The 17,358-nt window shown below is 56.7% G+C and carries 15 protein-coding genes and 1 pseudogene; 10 read left to right on the forward strand and 6 right to left on the reverse strand.

The annotated features are described in order from the left end of the window. From AAAC48_RS22970 to AAAC48_RS23005, 8 genes and pseudogenes are all read left to right on the forward strand, one after another. Positions 1 to 213, forward strand: a pseudogene (locus AAAC48_RS22970) (carbohydrate ABC transporter substrate-binding protein); the annotation flags it as partial. A 132-nt stretch (positions 214 to 345) separates the two neighbouring features. Beyond that, positions 346 to 1,185 (forward strand): sugar ABC transporter permease, encoded by an 840-nt coding sequence (locus AAAC48_RS22975; protein WP_340656427.1) that lies wholly within the window; start codon positions 346 to 348, stop codon positions 1,183 to 1,185. Further along, complete coding sequence (locus tag AAAC48_RS22980) at positions 1,182 to 2,081, forward strand: carbohydrate ABC transporter permease (protein ID WP_340656413.1); 900 nt, start codon at positions 1,182 to 1,184, stop codon at positions 2,079 to 2,081. Before AAAC48_RS22975 ends, AAAC48_RS22980 begins: the two co-directional genes overlap by 4 nt. Continuing rightward, positions 2,078 to 3,175: an ABC transporter ATP-binding protein gene (locus tag AAAC48_RS22985; RefSeq protein WP_340656414.1), complete on the forward strand. Its 1,098-nt coding sequence runs from the start codon at positions 2,078 to 2,080 to the stop codon at positions 3,173 to 3,175. Before AAAC48_RS22980 ends, AAAC48_RS22985 begins: the two co-directional genes overlap by 4 nt. Before the next feature lie 27 nt (positions 3,176 to 3,202). After that, on the forward strand, positions 3,203 to 3,949 hold the full coding sequence (locus AAAC48_RS22990; RefSeq protein WP_340656415.1) for a sugar phosphate isomerase/epimerase: 747 nt from the start codon (positions 3,203 to 3,205) through the stop codon (positions 3,947 to 3,949). A gap of 14 nt (positions 3,950 to 3,963) precedes the next feature. Continuing rightward, positions 3,964 to 5,103, forward strand: coding sequence for a Gfo/Idh/MocA family oxidoreductase (locus AAAC48_RS22995; protein WP_340656416.1), 1,140 nt, complete (start codon positions 3,964 to 3,966; stop codon positions 5,101 to 5,103). A 78-nt stretch (positions 5,104 to 5,181) separates the two neighbouring features. After that, positions 5,182 to 7,503 (forward strand): Tex family protein, encoded by a 2,322-nt coding sequence (locus tag AAAC48_RS23000; protein ID WP_340656417.1) that lies wholly within the window; start codon positions 5,182 to 5,184, stop codon positions 7,501 to 7,503. Positions 7,504 to 7,559: 56 nt separating this feature from the next. Then, the gene (locus tag AAAC48_RS23005) at positions 7,560 to 8,546 is read left to right on the forward strand and encodes an aldo/keto reductase (RefSeq protein WP_340656418.1); all 987 of its coding nucleotides are present in this window, start codon (positions 7,560 to 7,562) and stop codon (positions 8,544 to 8,546) included. 41 nt (positions 8,547 to 8,587) lie between these two features. On the opposite strand, the gene AAAC48_RS23010 is transcribed toward AAAC48_RS23005, so the two are convergent. The 5 genes from AAAC48_RS23010 to AAAC48_RS23030 form a co-directional block, all read right to left on the reverse strand. Then, positions 8,588 to 9,508 carry a sugar phosphate isomerase/epimerase gene (locus tag AAAC48_RS23010; RefSeq protein WP_340656419.1) on the reverse strand — a complete coding sequence of 307 codons (921 nt, stop codon included), beginning with the start codon at positions 9,506 to 9,508 and terminating at the stop codon, positions 8,588 to 8,590. A gap of 20 nt (positions 9,509 to 9,528) precedes the next feature. Further along, a complete protein-coding gene (ugpC, locus tag AAAC48_RS23015) occupies positions 9,529 to 10,647 on the reverse strand; it encodes a sn-glycerol-3-phosphate ABC transporter ATP-binding protein UgpC (RefSeq protein ID WP_340656420.1) in 1,119 nt (372 codons plus the stop codon). Positions 10,648 to 10,657: 10 nt separating this feature from the next. Then, positions 10,658 to 11,545 carry an ABC transporter permease subunit gene (locus AAAC48_RS23020; protein ID WP_340656421.1) on the reverse strand — a complete coding sequence of 296 codons (888 nt, stop codon included), beginning with the start codon at positions 11,543 to 11,545 and terminating at the stop codon, positions 10,658 to 10,660. A gap of 9 nt (positions 11,546 to 11,554) precedes the next feature. Beyond that, positions 11,555 to 12,451: a sugar ABC transporter permease gene (locus AAAC48_RS23025; protein ID WP_340656422.1), complete on the reverse strand. Its 897-nt coding sequence runs from the start codon at positions 12,449 to 12,451 to the stop codon at positions 11,555 to 11,557. 86 nt (positions 12,452 to 12,537) lie between these two features. Beyond that, complete coding sequence (locus AAAC48_RS23030; RefSeq protein ID WP_340656423.1) at positions 12,538 to 13,881, reverse strand: extracellular solute-binding protein; 1,344 nt, start codon at positions 13,879 to 13,881, stop codon at positions 12,538 to 12,540. A 296-nt stretch (positions 13,882 to 14,177) separates the two neighbouring features. Here AAAC48_RS23030 and AAAC48_RS23035 point away from each other — a divergent pair, with 296 nt between their 5' ends. Both AAAC48_RS23035 and ggt read left to right on the forward strand, forming a co-directional pair. Further along, on the forward strand, positions 14,178 to 14,903 hold the full coding sequence (locus AAAC48_RS23035) for a glutathione S-transferase (protein ID WP_340656424.1): 726 nt from the start codon (positions 14,178 to 14,180) through the stop codon (positions 14,901 to 14,903). Positions 14,904 to 15,005: 102 nt separating this feature from the next. Beyond that, positions 15,006 to 16,751: a gamma-glutamyltransferase gene (gene ggt / locus AAAC48_RS23040; protein WP_340656425.1), complete on the forward strand. Its 1,746-nt coding sequence runs from the start codon at positions 15,006 to 15,008 to the stop codon at positions 16,749 to 16,751. Positions 16,752 to 16,791: 40 nt separating this feature from the next. Here ggt and AAAC48_RS23045 read toward each other — a convergent pair. Then, the coding region (locus AAAC48_RS23045) for an aminotransferase class I/II-fold pyridoxal phosphate-dependent enzyme (protein WP_340656426.1) at positions 16,792 to 17,358 on the reverse strand (567 nt) is incomplete at its 5' end.

Raw genomic sequence — 17,358 nt, forward strand, 5'->3', positions numbered from 1 at the left:
GATATCGACATGGAAGCGGCCAATGCCTGCATGCAGAAAGGCATCAAGATCCTCGCCGACGGCAACAACGTCTTGCCGTCAATCGAGCAGGCGCTTTCCTCGGATGCTCAAGGTCAGCTCGAGGATCTGAACACGGAATTCTTCGCCAACAAGGACATGACGATCGAGGATGCCCAAGCGCGCTTCGTCGAGATCATCAGCGAAGCCAAATAACACTTGAGCCTATCGCAATGAGATATGCCGGTCCGTTCGGGCCGGCACGAGCCGAGAGGTTTGGAGATGTCCGTGAGCCGACGCCCATTTGCCCCCCTACGCAATTTGAACGCCAAAGTTGCTGCGGTGCCGATGATCGTCACCGTGCTGGTTGTCTTTGTCGGCTGCACGCTGTGGACCGTGGTCTATTCCTTTACGTCCTCGCGCTCCCTGCCAACGCTGGATTTCGTCGGAGTCGATCAGTATGTGCGACTTTTCCGTACCTCGCGCTGGACCGTTTCCCTGAAGAACCTGGCTATTTTCGGCATTTTATCGCTGACCTTCTCACTCGTACTGGGCTTTATCCTGGCCGCGCTCATGGATCAGAAGATCCGCTTCGAAAATACGTTCCGCACCATATTCCTTTATCCGCATGCATTGTCGTTCATCGTCACCGGCCTGGTCTGGCAGTGGATACTGACTCCCACCTATGGCGTACAGAAAGTCGTTCGCGATCTTGGTTTTGAGACCTTCAATTTCCCGGTCCTGACCGATGGCAGATATACGATCTATGCCATCGTCATCGCTGGCCTCTGGCAAGGTACCGGCCTGGTCATGGCCTTGATGCTGGCGGGCCTGCGCAACATCGATGACGAGATCTGGAAGGCCGCACGTGTTGACGGAATTCCTGCGTGGAGAACCTACCTCTTCATCGTCATCCCAATGATGCGACCGGTCTTCATCACAACGCTCGTCATCATCTGCGCAACCATCGTCAAGGTTTATGACCTCGTCGTTGCGCTTACCAATGGGGGTCCTGGCATCTCGTCTGAAGTACCTGCCAAATATGTCTACGACTTCATGTTCTCGCGCGGAAATCTGGCTCAGGGCCTTGCTGCCTCGACAATCATGCTCACCACCGTTCTTATCATCCTCGTGCCTTGGGCATTGCTGGAGTTCCGTCCGGAAAACCGTCGAGGTGCCTCGAAATGAGTTCAAGTCTCCCAAGCTTTGAACCGCGTGGACGCCGTCCCAAACGGCTCGTGTCTCCAACCTCGATCATGATCTATTCGGTGCTGCTGGTTGCGGCGATCTACTATCTGATCCCACTCTACGTCATGGTCATGACATCCCTAAAGGGCATGCCTGAAATCCGCCTCGGCAATATCTTCTCCCCCCCGGTTGAAGTGACGTTCCAGCCATGGGCGACCGCCTGGAACAGTGCGTGCACTGGTCTTTATTGCGAGGGGATCAAGGTCGGGTTCTTCAACTCGATCAAGATCCTGATCCCAAGCGTGATCTTCTCGATCATCATTGCGTCGGTGAATGGTTATGCCCTGTCCAACTGGCGCTTCAAGGGTTCGGAGTTGTTCTTCACCGCGCTTATTTTTGGTGCCTTCATTCCCTATCAGGTGATGCTCTACCCGCTGGTGATCATCACGCGGAATCTCGGCATCTTCGGCACACTGACTGGCGTAATCGTCATCCACACCATCTTCGGCATGCCCATCCTCACCCTGCTCTTTCGCAACTATTTTGTCTCGCTGCCACCGGAACTGTTCAAGGCGGCGCGCGTCGATGGCGCCGGCTTCTGGCGCATCTTCCTGCAGATCATGTTGCCGATGTCCCTGCCGATTTTCGTGGTCGCGGTGATCCTGCAGGTGACCGGCATCTGGAATGACTTCCTCTTCGGCGTGATCTTTGCCGGGACGAAAAATTTTCCAATGACGGTTCAGCTCAACAACATCGTCAATTCGACTCAAGGCGTGAAGGAATACAACGTCAACATGGCTGCGACCATTCTCACGGGCGCGGTGCCGCTCCTCGTTTATTTCTTTTCAGGCAAGTATTTCGTCAGGGGCATTGCCGCTGGTGCCGTAAAAGGATGACCATTTTGCACAGCGTTTCGATCAGGGATCTTTCCCTCAATTTCGGCTCCATCAACGTCTTGAAAAACCTCAATATTGAGGTCACGGATGGTGAGTTCCTCGTGCTTCTCGGCCCATCCGGCTGCGGCAAATCCACCTTGCTCAATTGCATTGCAGGTCTTCTGGAAATTTCCGATGGCCAGATTTTCATCAAGGGCAAGAATGTCACTTGGGAAGAGCCAAAGGATCGCGGCATCGGCATGGTGTTCCAGTCCTATGCTCTCTATCCGCAAATGACGGTTGAGAAGAACCTGTCCTTTGGGCTCAGGGTAGCCGGACTGCCTGCTGCAGAAATCCAAAAGCGCATCGCTCACGCTGCTGAAATCCTGCAGATCGGGCCGCTGCTGCAGCGCAAGCCTGCCGAATTATCGGGCGGTCAGCGGCAGCGCGTCGCCATAGGCCGGGCACTGGTGCGTGATGTCGACGTGTTTCTGTTCGACGAGCCGCTGTCCAATCTCGATGCCAAGTTGCGCTCGGAGTTGCGTGTCGAAATCAAGCGCCTGCATCACAAGCTCGCCAACACGATGATCTACGTCACCCACGACCAGATCGAGGCGCTGACTCTGGCGGACCGTATCGCGGTGATGAAGGGCGGCCTGATCCAGCAGCTCGATGATCCGCTGACGATTTACAACAGGCCGCGCAACCTCTTCGTTGCAAGCTTTATCGGCTCGCCAGCCATGAACTTCCTCAAAGGCGAGATTACCGCAACGAGCAGCTCACCCGTCTTTCGGACCGGCGATCTGGATATTTCCCTCTCGGCTTATGCGGCGCAAAAGCCCTTGGCGCCAGGTCATTCCGTCGTCCTCGGCTTCCGTCCGGAACACATCAGCATCAGCGATCAATCCGGACCCGCCGGCCGATCCTGCGAAGCCGTCGTCGATATCGATGAGCCGATGGGGGCAGATAGCCTTGTCTGGCTCAAGGTCGCGGGGAAAGCCATCTCGGTACGAGTCGATTCAGGCAGGCGCTACCAGCCCGGCGAAAAGGTGTTCCTGACTTTCAATCCCGCCATGGCCTCGCTCTTCGACGCCGAGACCGAAAACCGTCTTTAAACTTCCCAAGTATCACGGAGAAATCAAGTGACCGACCTTTCCTACCAGCTCTACAGTTCCCGCAATTTCCCACCCCTTTATCAAACACTCGATATGTTGAAGCGCAATGGCTATGCGCAGGTTGAAGGCTATGGCGGGGTCTATTCTGATCCGAAAGCAACGAAAGCTGCGCTTGATGCCAATGGCCTGGCAATGCCTACCGGTCATTTCAGCATCGATTTTCTGGAAAAGGAGCAACAGAAGGTTCTCGACATCGCTGGGACGCTCGGCATGAAGGCCATTTATTGCCCGCACCTCGCCGTCGATCAGCGCCCTTCTGATGCCGCCGGCTGGTCAGCTTTTGGCGAGCGGCTGGAAGCGGCGCACGCCACTTATAGCAAGGCTGGATATATTTTCGGCTGGCACAATCATGATTTCGAGTTCAAAGCACTTGCTGATGGCTCGATACCGCAAAAACTGATCTTCGATGCAGCCCCGAGCATATCTTGGGAAGCGGACATCGCCTGGATCATCCGCGGCGGCGCCGATCCATTCCAATGGATCGAGAAGTACGGCTCGCGCATCAGCGCAGTGCACGTCAAGGACATTGCTGCCGCCGGTCAAAACGCCAATGAGGATGGTTGGGCCGATGTCGGTTATGGAACCGTGGACTGGAAATCCCTGATGACGGTCCTGAGGGGCACACCCGTCCACTTTTTCATCATGGAACACGACAATCCATCGGACGATGAGCGGTTCGCTCGCCGCTCCATCGCGACTGTCAAGGCATTTTGAAGAAAGACACAGACATGGCTAAAACACTTGGGATCGGCATTATAGGTGCCGGCAATATCTCCACGACTTATCTAAGACTTGCCCCGCTCTTCAAAGGGATTGAAATCCGCGCCATCGCCGACATCAACAAGAAAGCGGCGACTGGACGTGCATCGGAATATGGCATCGAGGCGCGCAGCATCGATAGCCTCCTGGCCAGCGATGACATCGATCTCGTCGTCAACCTCACAGTCCCCGATGCTCATTTCGATGTTTCGAAGCAAATCCTTTCCGCAGGCAAGCATCTTTATTCGGAAAAGCCGTTGACGCTTTCGCTGAAGGACGGACTAGACCTGCAGAAACTTGCCGAGAAGAAACGCTTGAAAGCAGGCTGTGCACCCGACACTTATCTTGGCGGTGCTCACCAGCTGGCACGCAAACTGGTCGATGACGGTCAGGTCGGCACGATTACCTCCGGCACGGCGCATGTAATGAGCCACGGCATGGAGCATTGGCATCCCGACCCGGGTTTCTTCTTCCGGCCGGGCGGCGGCCCTATCCTTGATCTTGGACCCTACTACATCGCCAATCTGATCAACCTCATTGGTCCGATCAGGCGTGTCGCTGCGCTGACATCGATGGCCACGCCAACCCGCACCATCTCTAGCGAACCGCGCAAGGGCGAAACCATCAAGGTCACCACGCCGACGACAATTCAGGCACTGCTTGAATTCGAAAGCGGCGCTTCGGTCACCCTGTCGGCGAGCTGGGACGTCTGGGCCCATCACCATCCCAATATGGAACTCTACGGTACCGACGGTTCGCTTTTCCTTCCGGACCCAAATTTCTTCGGCGGCGAGGTCAAACTGGCGAAGCCGGGCAAGAAAGCCAAACCGGTGAAGGCCTGGGCACATCCTTTCGGCACGCCGAACCAGAAACACTCGGCCGGCATGATGGCCAATTACCGCACGGCTGGCCTTGCCGATATGGCAGTCGCCATTTTGCAGGGACGCGACATACGCTGTTCGCTCGAGCGCGCTTTGCATGGCGTCGATGTGATGGTTTCAATTCTCCGCTCTGGCGAGGAAAAAAAGTTCATTGACATCAAGACCCGTTGTTCGCGACCCGAGGCTCTCGGCATCAAAGAAGCCAAATCGCTGTTGAAAAAGACATAGGTCGAAACCTCCAAACGATTGCGGTCATGCTCGGGCGGTCCTATGGTCGCCGCCCGATCATTTTTAAGAGAATGCCCTGTGACTGCAAACATCGCCAATACTGCCCGCATCGCTCGCCTCATCGCAGCCGAGATCAACGCCAGGCCAGAGCAGGCCAATGCCGCGATCGAACTCCTCGATGGCGGTGCAACCGTGCCCTTCGTTGCGCGCTACCGCAAGGAAGTCACTGGCGGACTGGATGATACGCAGCTTCGCACGCTCGATGAACGTCTCATCTACTTGCGCGAGCTCGATGCGCGCCGCGACACCATCATTGAGTCGATCCGCAGCCAGGGCAAACTGACCGATGAGCTGGAAGGCAAGATTGCTGGCGCAGTCACCAAGGCCGAGCTCGAGGACATTTACCTTCCCTACAAGCCCAAGCGGCGGACCAAGGCCGAAATTGCGCGCGAGCGCGGGCTCGGCCCGCTGGCGGAAACAATCCTGGCCGACCGGCGCGCTGTTCCGGCCGAACTGGCGAAGAACTTTCTCTCTGATGATGTCCCTGATGTGAAAGCCGCGCTCGACGGCGCTCGCGATATTCTCGTCGAAACCTTCTCGGAAAACGCTGATCTCGTCGGCCGCTTGCGCAACTACATGCAGGATCGCGCGGTGCTTCGCGCCAAGGTTGTCGAAGGCAAAGAGGAAGCCGGCGCAAAATTCTCGGATTATTTCAATCATTTCGAACGTTGGGCAATCGTGCCGAGCCACCGGGCACTTGCCATGCTGCGCGGTCGCAATGAAGAAGTGTTGTCGCTCGAAATCGAAGTCGATGCCGAGGATACAGGCGCGATCAAGCCGGTCGAGCGAATGATCGCCGACGCCTATGCGATCCCGCCGACTGGCGGTCCTGCTGATAGCTGGCTGTTGGAGGTCGTGCGCTGGACTTGGCGCATCCGCCTGTCGCTCAACCTCTCCATCGATCTCATGACCACGTTGCGCGAACGCGCCGAGGAGGAAGCGATCCACGTCTTTGCCCGCAACCTTAAGGATCTGCTGCTGGCGGCACCCGCAGGTTCGCGCGCGACCATGGGACTTGACCCAGGCATCCGCACAGGCGTCAAGGTTGCCATCGTTGATGGCACCGGCAAGCTGCTTGATACGGCGACTGTCTATCCTTTCCCGCCACGCAACGATGTGCGCGGGACGCAGGCCGAACTGGCAAAGCTCATCATCAGGTACAAGGTCGAACTCATCGCGATCGGCAATGGCACCGGCAGTCGCGAGACCGAACGTCTTGTTGCGGACATGCTTTCCGACATGCCCTCGCCCAAACCGCTTAAAGTCATCGTCAGCGAGGCTGGCGCTTCAGTCTACTCCGCCTCGGCCACGGCAGCAGCGGAATTCCCCGGGCTCGACGTATCGCTGCGCGGAGCAGTTTCGATTGCCCGCCGTCTGCAGGATCCGCTGGCCGAGCTGGTCAAGATCGAGCCAAAATCCATCGGCGTCGGTCAATACCAGCATGATGTCGACCAGTACCGCCTTGCCCGCTCGCTGGAAGGTGTAGTCGAGGATGCGGTGAACGCTGTAGGCGTCGATCTGAACACTGCATCGGCCTCGCTGCTCGCCCGCATTTCCGGTCTGGGCAGCTCGCTCGCCGAAGCAATCATCGCCTATCGCGATGATGTCGGCCCGTTCAAGACCCGGCGAGATCTGCTAAAGGTCGCCCGGCTTGGACCCCGCGCCTTTGAACAATGCGCCGGCTTCCTGCGCATTCCGGACGGCACCGAGCCGCTGGATGCTTCAGCCGTCCACCCCGAAGCCTATGGCGTTGCCAAGAAGATCGTCAGCGCCTGCGGTCGCGATGTGCGTTCGTTGATGAATGACAGCAGTGCCTTAAAGGCGCTTGATCCGCGCGTCTTCGTCGACGAGCGCTTCGGATTGCCGACGGTGCGCGATATTATTGCCGAACTCGAAAAGCCCGGGCGCGATCCCCGCCCGGAATTCAGGACAGCATCCTTTGCCGATGGTATCGACAACATCAAGGATTTGAAGCCCGGAATGCTTCTGGAAGGGACAGTGACGAACGTTGCCGCCTTCGGCGCCTTCGTCGATATCGGCGTGCATCAGGACGGCCTCGTGCACCTTTCGCAGCTGGCGGATCGCTTCGTCAAGGATGCGCATGAGGTGGTCAAGGCCGGCGATGTGGTGAAGGTGCGGGTCGTCGATGTCGACGTGAAACGCAATCGCATTGGCCTGACCATGCGCAAGGATGGCGGTGGATCACAACCGCCACGAGGTCCGCGTCCAGACGACAGCCATCATAGGCCCCGGACGACGCAGGCGCCAGCGCCCAAGCCGCAACCGGCGGCGCAGGGCGCATTCGGGGCAGCTCTTGCGGATGCGCTTCGAAAGAAATGAGATTTCCGGCAAGCTTCGAGAGTTTGCTGCAGATAGAGACATTTAGGAGGACGATTTTGGATATCCGCAAAATAGGCAAAACGCCCCTTGCTGTCACGCAACTCGGCTTTGGCGGCGCCGCCATCGGCGGGCTCTACCGGGAGTGCACGCGTGAAGCAGCAATGGAAACGCTGCAGACAACCTGGGATGCCGGATTGCGCTATTTCGACACCGCGCCCTTTTACGGCTTTGGCCTCTCAGAACGGCGGATGGGCGACTTTCTGCGCAGCAAACCGCGTGAGACCTACGTGCTCTCGACCAAGGTTGGCCGCCTGTTGCGGCCTGTTCCGGAAGACCAGGTTCCGGATCATTCCTATGTCAATCCGCTGCCGTTCACTGTCGACTATGACTATACTTACGACGGTATCATGCGGTCGTTCGAATTCAGTTATGCCCGGCTCGGTTTGAACCAGATCGACATTCTCTATGTCCACGACATTGGCGCCTACACGCATGGCACTGAGAAGAATGCGGTTTATCAGCGCCAGTTGCTCGACAGCGGCATGAAGGCCCTGGACGAACTAAAGTCTTCCAGCGCGATCTCTGCCTACGGCCTTGGTGTCAATGAGGTTGAGGTCTGCCTCGACGTGATCGCAAGGCATCCGATCGACTGCATCCTGCTCGCCGGGCGCTATTCGCTGCTGGACCGCTCGGCTGAGCGGGGCTTGCTTGAATTATGCCGCGAGCAACAGATTTCACTGGTGATCGGCGGTGTGTTCAATTCCGGGATCCTGGCAACCGGACCGGTTCCCGGTGCGAATTTCGATTACGGTCCAGCCTCGGACGATATTCTTGGCCGGGTTCGCGCCATGCAGGAGATCGCTGAAGCCAATTCCATTCCGCTGGCCGCTGCGGCCATGCAGTTTCCGTTGCGTGAACCGGCGGTCGCCAATGTGCTTATCGGCACGGCCAAGCCGTCAAGCCTGACCCGCAACATGGAATTGATGAAGGTGAACGTGCCCGATGCGGCTTATGCAGCATTTGAACCATTCACCATTCGATGAAGAGTCAGGCGTGGCCGTTCAAGCGGCCACGCCTGACAAAATTACGCTGCCAGACGGCGGCTATTGACCAGTTCCACAAGCTTCATCGCATGGGCAAGGCTATCGGCCTGTTCGTTGGCAAAACGCTCGCCGGTGATTTCCATGATCAGCATCGTATCCGGCAGGAATGTGAGTTCGGAGAAGATTTCTTCCCACGGAATGTCGCCCCAGCCGATCGGCAGATGCAGGTCCCCAATACCGAGCGCTGTTGCTTCCGCCGGGTGATAGAACTTCGTCATGCTGTAAGGGCGGCCGAAGCTGTCATGGACATGCAGGTGGCCGGTAACCGGAGCCATCGCCCGGATCTGCTCACGCCAGTTGAGGCCAAGGCGCGTGCATTCGATATAGGCGTGACTGAAATCAATGAGGCCGCAGACGTTCGGACTGTTGACCGCCTTGACGGTTTCACCAACCTTTTCCGGGGTCTGACGATATTCGTTATCGCTTAGCGCAAAGATGTTTTCGAGTGCGATCCGGACCCCATATCCCTTGGCAATTTCCGCCATTTCGGCCAGCGCATCCCGTTCCATTTGGTCAAGATCGCTAATGCGCGTCAGTGCCGGCATTTTTGTCTGGCCGCAATGATGGACGAGAATGCCAGCTTCAATGCGATTGCACAGTTCAAGCATGGCGCGGACCACGGCCTTCTGCAGGTCGAGATGGTCGCGATCCATGAAATTGGAGACGATCTGCCCGTGCACGCTGTAGCGCAGATTGAATTGGCGGGTGATTTCAAACAGGCGTTCCGCGCGACCCGGAATGATGCGTCCGCCGGAAATCAGCTCTTCGCCATAAAGCGACAGTTCAGCAGCAGTAGCGCCGAGATCGCTGATCGTGCGCAGCGAATCTTCAAGCGTGCTGAAATTGCCATTGCCCGTATAGGTACAAAAGCCAACGGAAGAAATTGTAGGGGCTGAGCTCATGATCGGTCCTTTCAAGCGGGTTAAGCCGCCACGGTGGTTTTGATTGTACGCTTTACTGCGAGCACGTCATCAAGGCGCAAGCCGGTTTCCAGCGAGAACAGGTGAATATGTTCGGCAGGCAATTGCAGGCCAACGGTTGCACCCGCTTCGAAGAATTGCCCTTCGTCCATGGCAACAGCAAAATTCTGTCCATCGATCTCGACATGAACGATGCGGCCAGAACCCAGTTCTTCGACAAAATCGACAGTCGCCGGAACGCTGCTTGCGGTTCCAGCAGCAACAAGGCGGCAATGTTCGGGCCGGATACCAACGGATACAGTGCCGCCGGCGTTGTCGCGGCCTAACGCCGGATCAATCGCCACCTGTATGCCGTCGAGCAGCACGAAATCTCCGGTCGACGCTATCGTGCTGTCAAAGAAGTTCACGGCCGGGGAGCCGATGAACGAGCCGACAAATCGGGTGCGGGGCCGGTGATAGATCTCCAGCGGCGTACCGACCTGTTCGACATGGCCCTTGTTCATGACGATTAGCTTGTCGGCGAGTGTCATCGCCTCTACCTGATCGTGAGTCACGAAGACCGAAGTGGCGGACAGCCGTTTATGCAGGCGGCGGATTTCAACGCGCATCTGCACGCGCAGCTTGGCATCCAGATTCGAGAGCGGTTCGTCGAACAAAAAGACTTTGGGCTCGCGAATGATGGCGCGACCCATGGCGACGCGCTGGCGCTGGCCACCAGAAAGCTGTGCCGGTTTGCGGTCCAGGAGTTCCTCAAGTCCTACGATACGTGCAGTTTCGACGATGCGATGCGTACGCTCGGCGCGCGGGACACCGGCAACCTTCAACGCATAACCAATATTGGCAGCCACATTCATATGCGGATAGAGCGCGTAATTCTGGAAGACCATCGAGCAGCCGCGGTCGCGCGGCTCAAGGTCGTTGACGACGATGCCATCGATTGAGATTTCCCCTGCAGAGATTTCCTCAAGCCCGGCGATCATGCGCAACAAGGTCGACTTGCCGCAACCCGACGGCCCAAGGATCACGACGAACTCGCCCGATTTGAAATTGAGGTCGACACCATGCAGGATTTGCGTTCGGCCGTACGACTTGCGAACGTCCTTGATGTTGATTTCGGCCATGGTTTTTCCTTTATTTCTCGGTCGAGACGAGGCCGCGTACAAACCAGCGCTGCAGGACAGCGACGACAATCAGCGGCGGCGACATGATGATGAGGGCACCGGCCATGGAGATATTCCACTCCGGCAGGCTGTTAACCGATGGCACGAGCGTGCGCATCGCCACCATTGCAGTCTGGTAATTTGCCTCCGTGGTCATCAGCTTTGGCCAGAGATACTGGTTCCACGCATAGACAAACATGATGGTTGCCAGTGCCAGCATATTGGTGCGCGACAGCGGCAGGAGGATATCGATGAAGAAACGCAATGGCCGCGCTCCATCCATTTTGGCCGCCTCAGCCAGTTCATCCGGCAGGGTCATGTAGAACTGCCGGTAGAGGAATGTGCCTGTCGCTGTCGCGATGAGCGGCAGAACGAGGCCTGAATAAGAGTTCAGCAAGTTCCACTGCAGTGACAATTCAATGCCGGTCAGTGTCTGGATGAGCCAGCGCACCGGGTTGAAAACATCGGCCGCAATATTGTAAGTCGGGATCACGCGCACTTCGAGCGGCAGCATCAAGGTGAGAAACACCATCCAGAAGAAGACGTGACGCAGCGGGCTGCGGAAATAGACAATGGCAAAGGCGCTCAACGCTGCAACCATGATCTTGCCAGTCATGACCAGAACCGACGTGATCAAGCTGTTGAACAGCGCCGGTCCGAGATTGGCTCTCTGCCAGGCAGCCTGCAGATTGGGCAGGAAATCCGCGCCCGGCATAAAGTTGAAGGGCACTGTATTGACCTGTGCCAGTGACTGAGTCGATGCCGCAAAGATCATCCAGAACGGCCCGAGAATGAGAAGCAGGCCCAGAAACATGATGAAATAGGTGATGGCATTGAGAATTGGAGTGCGTTCAATCATCACCGGATCCTATTTGTAGTGCACGCGCCGCTCGACATAGCGGAACTGGATGAAGGTGAAGAGCATGATGAGGGCGATGAGAACGAGGCTCTGTGCCGCCGCGCCCGAATAGTTCAAGCCGCGAAACGCCTCGCTGACTATGCGATAGACCATGACATTGGTTGCCTTGTTCGGCCCGCCTTCGGTCGTCAGGTCGACAATGCCGTAGGTATCCGGACCGACAAAACTCTCGGTGAGATTGAGAACCAACAGGAAGAACAGGGTCGGGGCAAGCAGCGGGATCTGAAGGTCGAATGCCCGGCGGACCGGACCTGAGCCATCCATCGACGATGCTTCGATCAGACTACGCGGGATCGACTGGAGCCCGGCCGTCATGAAGATGAAATTGTAGCCAATCCACTTCCAGGCAAAGCAGATGATCACCAGGATCATTGCGTGACTGCCGAATTTCGCCGGGTTCCACAAATCGGGTGACCAGGTGTTGACCACCGCGATCAGACCGCTCTCGGGAGCGAAGATGAAACGGAAAGCGAGGCCGACCGCTGGTGCGGCAATGGCATAGGGCCAGATATAGAAGAACCGGAACAGTCCTGACCCCCTCAGCTGGCGGTCAACGCAAATGGCAAGCACAAAGGCGATGAACATCGAAAGCGCCGTCGCGCTGAAGGCGAAAAAGAGGCTGAGTGAGATAGACTGCCAGTACTCGCTGTCGGCAAAGACGTCCCGAAAATTATCCCAGCCGACGAACAGCCGCTCGCCTGCCCCGCCGAATGCCGGTTCAAGCGAAAAGGCCCAGGTGAGAACTGACATTGCCGGCCAATAGAAGAAAAAGAAAATCAGCAGGAGTTGCGGCAACCCGAACAGGATTGGCAACCACCAGCTTTTGAAAACAGCGCGCTTGTTCATGGGATCAGCCGGACCTGTCTTTAATCGAATGCAACAAAAGCAGTGGCCCGTTCGCGCCTGCGCTCCGGGCCATTGCCAGGTTATCCTCAATCCAATGTGCGACCCGCGTAGGTCTTTTCAAAGCGGCGCAGAATGGCGTTGCCGCGTTCGACAGCCTGGTCGAGACCGGCCTGCACAGTCATCTTGGCGAAGAAGATACCTTCCATAGCATCGGAGATTTCCTTGCGGATTTGCGGGAAACCACCAAGTCGAATACCGCGCGTATTGGCCGATGTCGGAGTGAATGTCAGGCTGGCAATGGCCCTGTCACGGCCCTTATAGGCTGGCTTATCGTAGAAGCCATTACTCTTCATGGCTTCAAAGCCTGTCTTGGTAACAGGAATGTAGCCGGTGACCGTCGACCACCACTCAACCATGTCTGGCTGCGCAATGAAGTTGAGGAAGGCTGCTGCGCCCTTGTATTCGGCTTCCGGACGATTGTTCAGAACCCAGAGCGACGCACCTCCGACCAGTGAATTCTGGCGCTCCGTACCTTTCCAGACGGGGAGCATGGTCACATCCCACTTGGTGCCCGGCTTGATGGTCTTGCCGATCGTGCCGTGATCGGCGATTGATGACTGAATCATCTGGCATGTCTCGGATGTGAATGCCGGGACTACGTCCATGCCAAGCTGTTTGGTCTTGACAATGAACAGACCTTCATCGGTCATCTTCTTGAAGAACGTCAGATGATCGACGAGTTTCGTCTTGTTGATCACGAGTTCTGTGTCGAGCCCGTCATAGCCGTTGTTCTTGGTCGCGATGGGTTGGTTATGGATAGCGGAGAACTGCTCGACTGTTGCCCAGGTATCGAAGCTGAACCCGAGCGGACAGGAATAGCCGGCGGCTTTCAACTTGCGTGCAGCCGCTTCTACATCTTCCCAAGTCTGCGGGGCGCCTTCGATGCCGGCCTTGGTGAATGCATCGACATTGTAATAGAACATGGCGGTCGACGAGTTGAACGGGAACGAATAGAGCTCACCCTTCGAATTCGCGTAATAGTTGGCGATACCGCCGAAATAGTTGGCCCAATCGATCTTGTAGCCATTGTCTTCCATCAGCTTCTTGGCCGGGACGAAAGCACCCGAAAGCATCAGGTCGAGTGTACCGCCATCGAACACCTGCACGATAGCCGGGTGCTTCTTGGCACGGTATGCAGCGATCGCGTTCTGGACCGTCTCGGGATAGCCATTCTGACTGGTGCAAACGATTTCGTAGTCCGCCTGTGAGTCGTTGAATTTCTTGCATGCGTCTTGAACACGTTCACCGAGATCACCGCTCAGCCCATACCAGAATTCGAACTTAGTTTTTTCTGCAAGCGCAGGCGTGGCAGCGAGGCCAATGGCCAAGGCAGCTGCAGCCAAACTGAATTTGACACCAAGTGTTTTCATCTGAAGTCCCCGTTCCAATGAGTGGCAATGGTTTTTCGGGCAGTTCCAGGGGAGCCCAGAACGCCTCGATCGGGACTATGTCTAGGGTTGCAATGTGAAAGTTTGATCGATTTGATACGAAAGTATTATGACAATGCACAGCTGCGTAACACCGCTCAATAAGCCGGCTACGAGTCCTGATTTTGCATCTATCAAACCGCGCTTGAAATCATACGGCTTTCTCCTTCATAAGCAATTGCTGCCACATTCCCGTGCTTCGCTGCGGGCTGCCTCAACACCGAAACAGGGAGATCTTCATGTCCTTCGAACTCTATTATTGGGATGGACTTCAGGGCCGCGGCGAATTCGTCCGGCTGGCACTTGAAGAGGCTGGTGTGGATTATGTCGATGTTGCGCGCAGGCCGGACGGTATGGCGGCTATGATGAAGCTGCTCAAGAGCAGAACCGAACCGCACATTCCTTTTGCGCCGCCGTTTTTGAAGGATGGCGATCTCATCGTCTCGCATGTGGCCAATATCCTTTTCTATCTGGGACCAAAACTTGGCCTGTCGCCGGAGGAAGAACCGCTGCGTTTCATCGCCAATGGCCTGCAATTGACAATCACCGACTTTGTTGCCGAGGTGCACGACACACATCACCCGCTCTCGACAAACCTCTACTATGAGGGTCAGAAGGAGGCAGCGAAACAACGCTCGGCAGATTTCATCACACATCGGATTCCAAAATTTATGGGCTATTTCGAGCGCGTGCTGGAACAAAATCCGGAAGGCAACAAACATGCCGTCGGAAGTGAGCTAAGCTATGTGGACTTGTCCCTGTTCCAGATAATCGAAGGGCTCCACTACGCCTTTCCGCGCGCCACCAAAGATTTCGGCAAACATTATCCAGCGCTGACTGCCTTGCATGATGCAATTGAGAAGCGCCCTAACATAGAGAAATACCTCGCCTCCGAACGCCGGCTTGATTTCAATGAGTCCGGCATCTTCCGCCACTATCCCGAGCTTGATCAGGACGCTGGCTAAAGCCGAACATCACCCCTTCTGCACGGTGATGTCACTTTTGCTGGACATGCCGTGCCGGATTGGTTCCATTATACCAACCTGTCATTATCCGGAGGAACGACCATGGACTATCGCTCTATGAAAGCTGGCGTCTTCGCCGTAGCGTTGAGTGTTGGCCTTGCACAGGCTGCCGCTGTGTTTGCAGCGTCGCCGGAACCGGTCGAGGCAGACCACGGTATGGTCGTCACCGCACAGCATCTTGCGTCGGAAGTTGGTGTCGACGTTCTAAAGAACGGCGGCAATGCGGTCGATGCGGCCGTTGCCGTCGGCTACGCGCTGGCTGTTGTCTATCCCACGGCCGGCAACATTGGCGGGGGCGGCTTCATGACCATTCGCCTGAAGGACGGCAAGACAACGTTCCTCGATTTCCGTGAACGCGCCCCACTCGGCGCGACCAAGACCATGTATCTCGACGACAAGGGCAATATGGTCAAAGGTCTGAGTACGGATGGCTTTCTTGCGGTCGGCGTGCCTGGCTCCGTGCTTGGCTTTGAAACAGCAAGAACCAAATATGGTACCAAGCCGCGCGAAGAACTGATGGGGCCGGCAATCCGCTTTGCCCGGGATGGCTTCGTGCTTAACCAAGGGGATGTCACCTCGCTGCAGGGCGGCGCCAAGAAGCTTGCGAAGGACAGAGCCGCCGCCGAAATCTTCCTGAAGCCGGATGGCAAGACCTATGCCATTGGCGAGACCCTGGTCCAATCCGATCTGGCGGCGACGTTGTCGAGCATTTCGGAAAATGGACCGGATTCGTTCTACAAGGGCGCAACAGCCGAGGCTATCGTCAAGGCCAGCCAGTCAGGAGGCGGTATCCTCGCCAAGGGCGATTTCGAACAATATTCCGTCCGCGAACTCGACCCGGTCAAATGCAATTATCGCGGCTATGACATCGTCTCCTCGCCGCCGCCGAGCTCGGGTGGCGTGATCATCTGCGAGATCCTGAACATTCTCGAAGGTTACCCGCTCGGCTATCTCGGCTATGGTTCCGCCGAGACCGTCCACGCCATGGTCGAAGCCATGCGCTACGCTTACGTCGACCGAAATGCATCGCTCGGCGATCCGGACTTCGTGGAGAACCCGGTCCAGAAATTGCTCGACAAGCAATATGCCAAGGAAATCCGTGAGAAGATCAGCCCATTCAAGGCGGGTGTGTCGCAGGAATTGATGCCGAAGGGTTTTGGTGAGAGCAAGGAAACCACCCACTATTCCATCATAGATGACGAGGGTAACGCTGTCGCCGTCACCTACACGCTCAACGGTTCATTCGGTGCCGGTGTCGTTGCACCGGGAACCGGTATCCTGCTCAACAACGAGATGGACGATTTCACCGCCAAGCCCGGCGTTCCCAATCTCTACGGGCTGATTCAGGGTGAGGCCAATGCCATTCAGCCGAAAAAGACACCACTTTCCTCAATGAGTCCGACCATCATCTCCAAGGATGGCAAGCCGTTCATGGTCATTGGCAGCCCGGGCGGAGCGCGCATCATCACGATTACTCTTGAAGCAATCATCAATGTCATCGATCACGGCATGAACATCCAGGAGGCTATCGACGCTCCGCGTATTCACCATCAGTGGCTGCCCGATAGGGTCTACATGGAGCCCTATGCCCTGTCCTCCGACACGCGCAAAATCCTTACCGAAATGGGGCACGACGTCGAGATCGACAAGAACTGGACGATCTGGGGTCAGGCAGCGGGCATCCTGGTTGGCGGCAAGAGTCTTGCCGAAATCGAGAAGGGCGGCGGTGCACGCTACAACGGCGCTATCGACAGCCGATCCGGATCGGGCGAGGCGCTGGGGTATTGATCATAAGTGGACGCTGGCGGTCTTGATCGCCAGCACTCCCTCACAGCCTGAAATCCATCATCCGGGCACGTAATTGCCGGATCGTTACTGCATCCGCGTTGGCAAAGGCAAAGCGCAGGAACCGGGTATGGCGGGCGCCGAAATACTCGCCAGGGATAGCCAGAATCCCTGCGCGCTTGGCCAGATATTCGGCCACTTCCGTCGACGAGCGACCCTCAAATGGATGGCGGACAAAGGCGAAATAAGCGCCGATCGCCTCAAGCTTCCAGCCCCCAAGATCCGTCATCACTTCGCGCAATGCGTCGGCACGCGCCTCGATTTCGTGCCGGTTGCCAGCCCGCCATTCAGCCAGTGCCGGCAGAGCCCGCGCTACGGCACTTTGTGCAGCACGCGGCGCGCAGATCTGCAGATTGTCCATGATCTTGGCGATTTCTTCGACGACGTTTTCACCTGCGGTCAGGGCACCGAGGCGGTGCCCTGGAATGCAGAAAGATTTGGAGAAACTGTAGAGCTGGATCAAATTGTCCTGCCAGCCCTCCTCGCCCAAGAGACCATGTGGCGCACCAAAATTCTCCGGCAGAAAATCGCGATAGGTCTCATCGAGGAT

The organism is Phyllobacterium sp. (assembly GCF_037994405.1).
Classification (GTDB): domain Bacteria; phylum Pseudomonadota; class Alphaproteobacteria; order Rhizobiales; family Rhizobiaceae; genus Phyllobacterium.

What these genes read in the sequence shown, in the direction of transcription:
- ggt (WP_340656425.1), top strand. Translation starts at nt 15,006, where the DNA reads ATGGACTATCGCTCTATGAAAGCTGGCGTCTTCGCCGTAGCGTTGAGT.
- AAAC48_RS23010 (WP_340656419.1), bottom strand. Translation starts at nt 9,508, where the DNA reads ATGAGCTCAGCCCCTACAATTTCTTCCGTTGGCTTTTGTACCTATACG.
- AAAC48_RS22995 (WP_340656416.1), top strand. Translation starts at nt 3,964, where the DNA reads ATGGCTAAAACACTTGGGATCGGCATTATAGGTGCCGGCAATATCTCC.
- AAAC48_RS22985 (WP_340656414.1), top strand. Translation starts at nt 2,078, where the DNA reads ATGACCATTTTGCACAGCGTTTCGATCAGGGATCTTTCCCTCAATTTC.
- AAAC48_RS23030 (WP_340656423.1), bottom strand. Translation starts at nt 13,881, where the DNA reads ATGAAAACACTTGGTGTCAAATTCAGTTTGGCTGCAGCTGCCTTGGCC.
- AAAC48_RS22975 (WP_340656427.1), top strand. Translation starts at nt 346, where the DNA reads ATGATCGTCACCGTGCTGGTTGTCTTTGTCGGCTGCACGCTGTGGACC.
- AAAC48_RS23020 (WP_340656421.1), bottom strand. Translation starts at nt 11,545, where the DNA reads ATGATTGAACGCACTCCAATTCTCAATGCCATCACCTATTTCATCATG.
- AAAC48_RS23025 (WP_340656422.1), bottom strand. Translation starts at nt 12,451, where the DNA reads ATGAACAAGCGCGCTGTTTTCAAAAGCTGGTGGTTGCCAATCCTGTTC.
- AAAC48_RS22980 (WP_340656413.1), top strand. Translation starts at nt 1,182, where the DNA reads ATGAGTTCAAGTCTCCCAAGCTTTGAACCGCGTGGACGCCGTCCCAAA.
- AAAC48_RS23035 (WP_340656424.1), top strand. Translation starts at nt 14,178, where the DNA reads ATGTCCTTCGAACTCTATTATTGGGATGGACTTCAGGGCCGCGGCGAA.
- ugpC (WP_340656420.1), bottom strand. Translation starts at nt 10,647, where the DNA reads ATGGCCGAAATCAACATCAAGGACGTTCGCAAGTCGTACGGCCGAACG.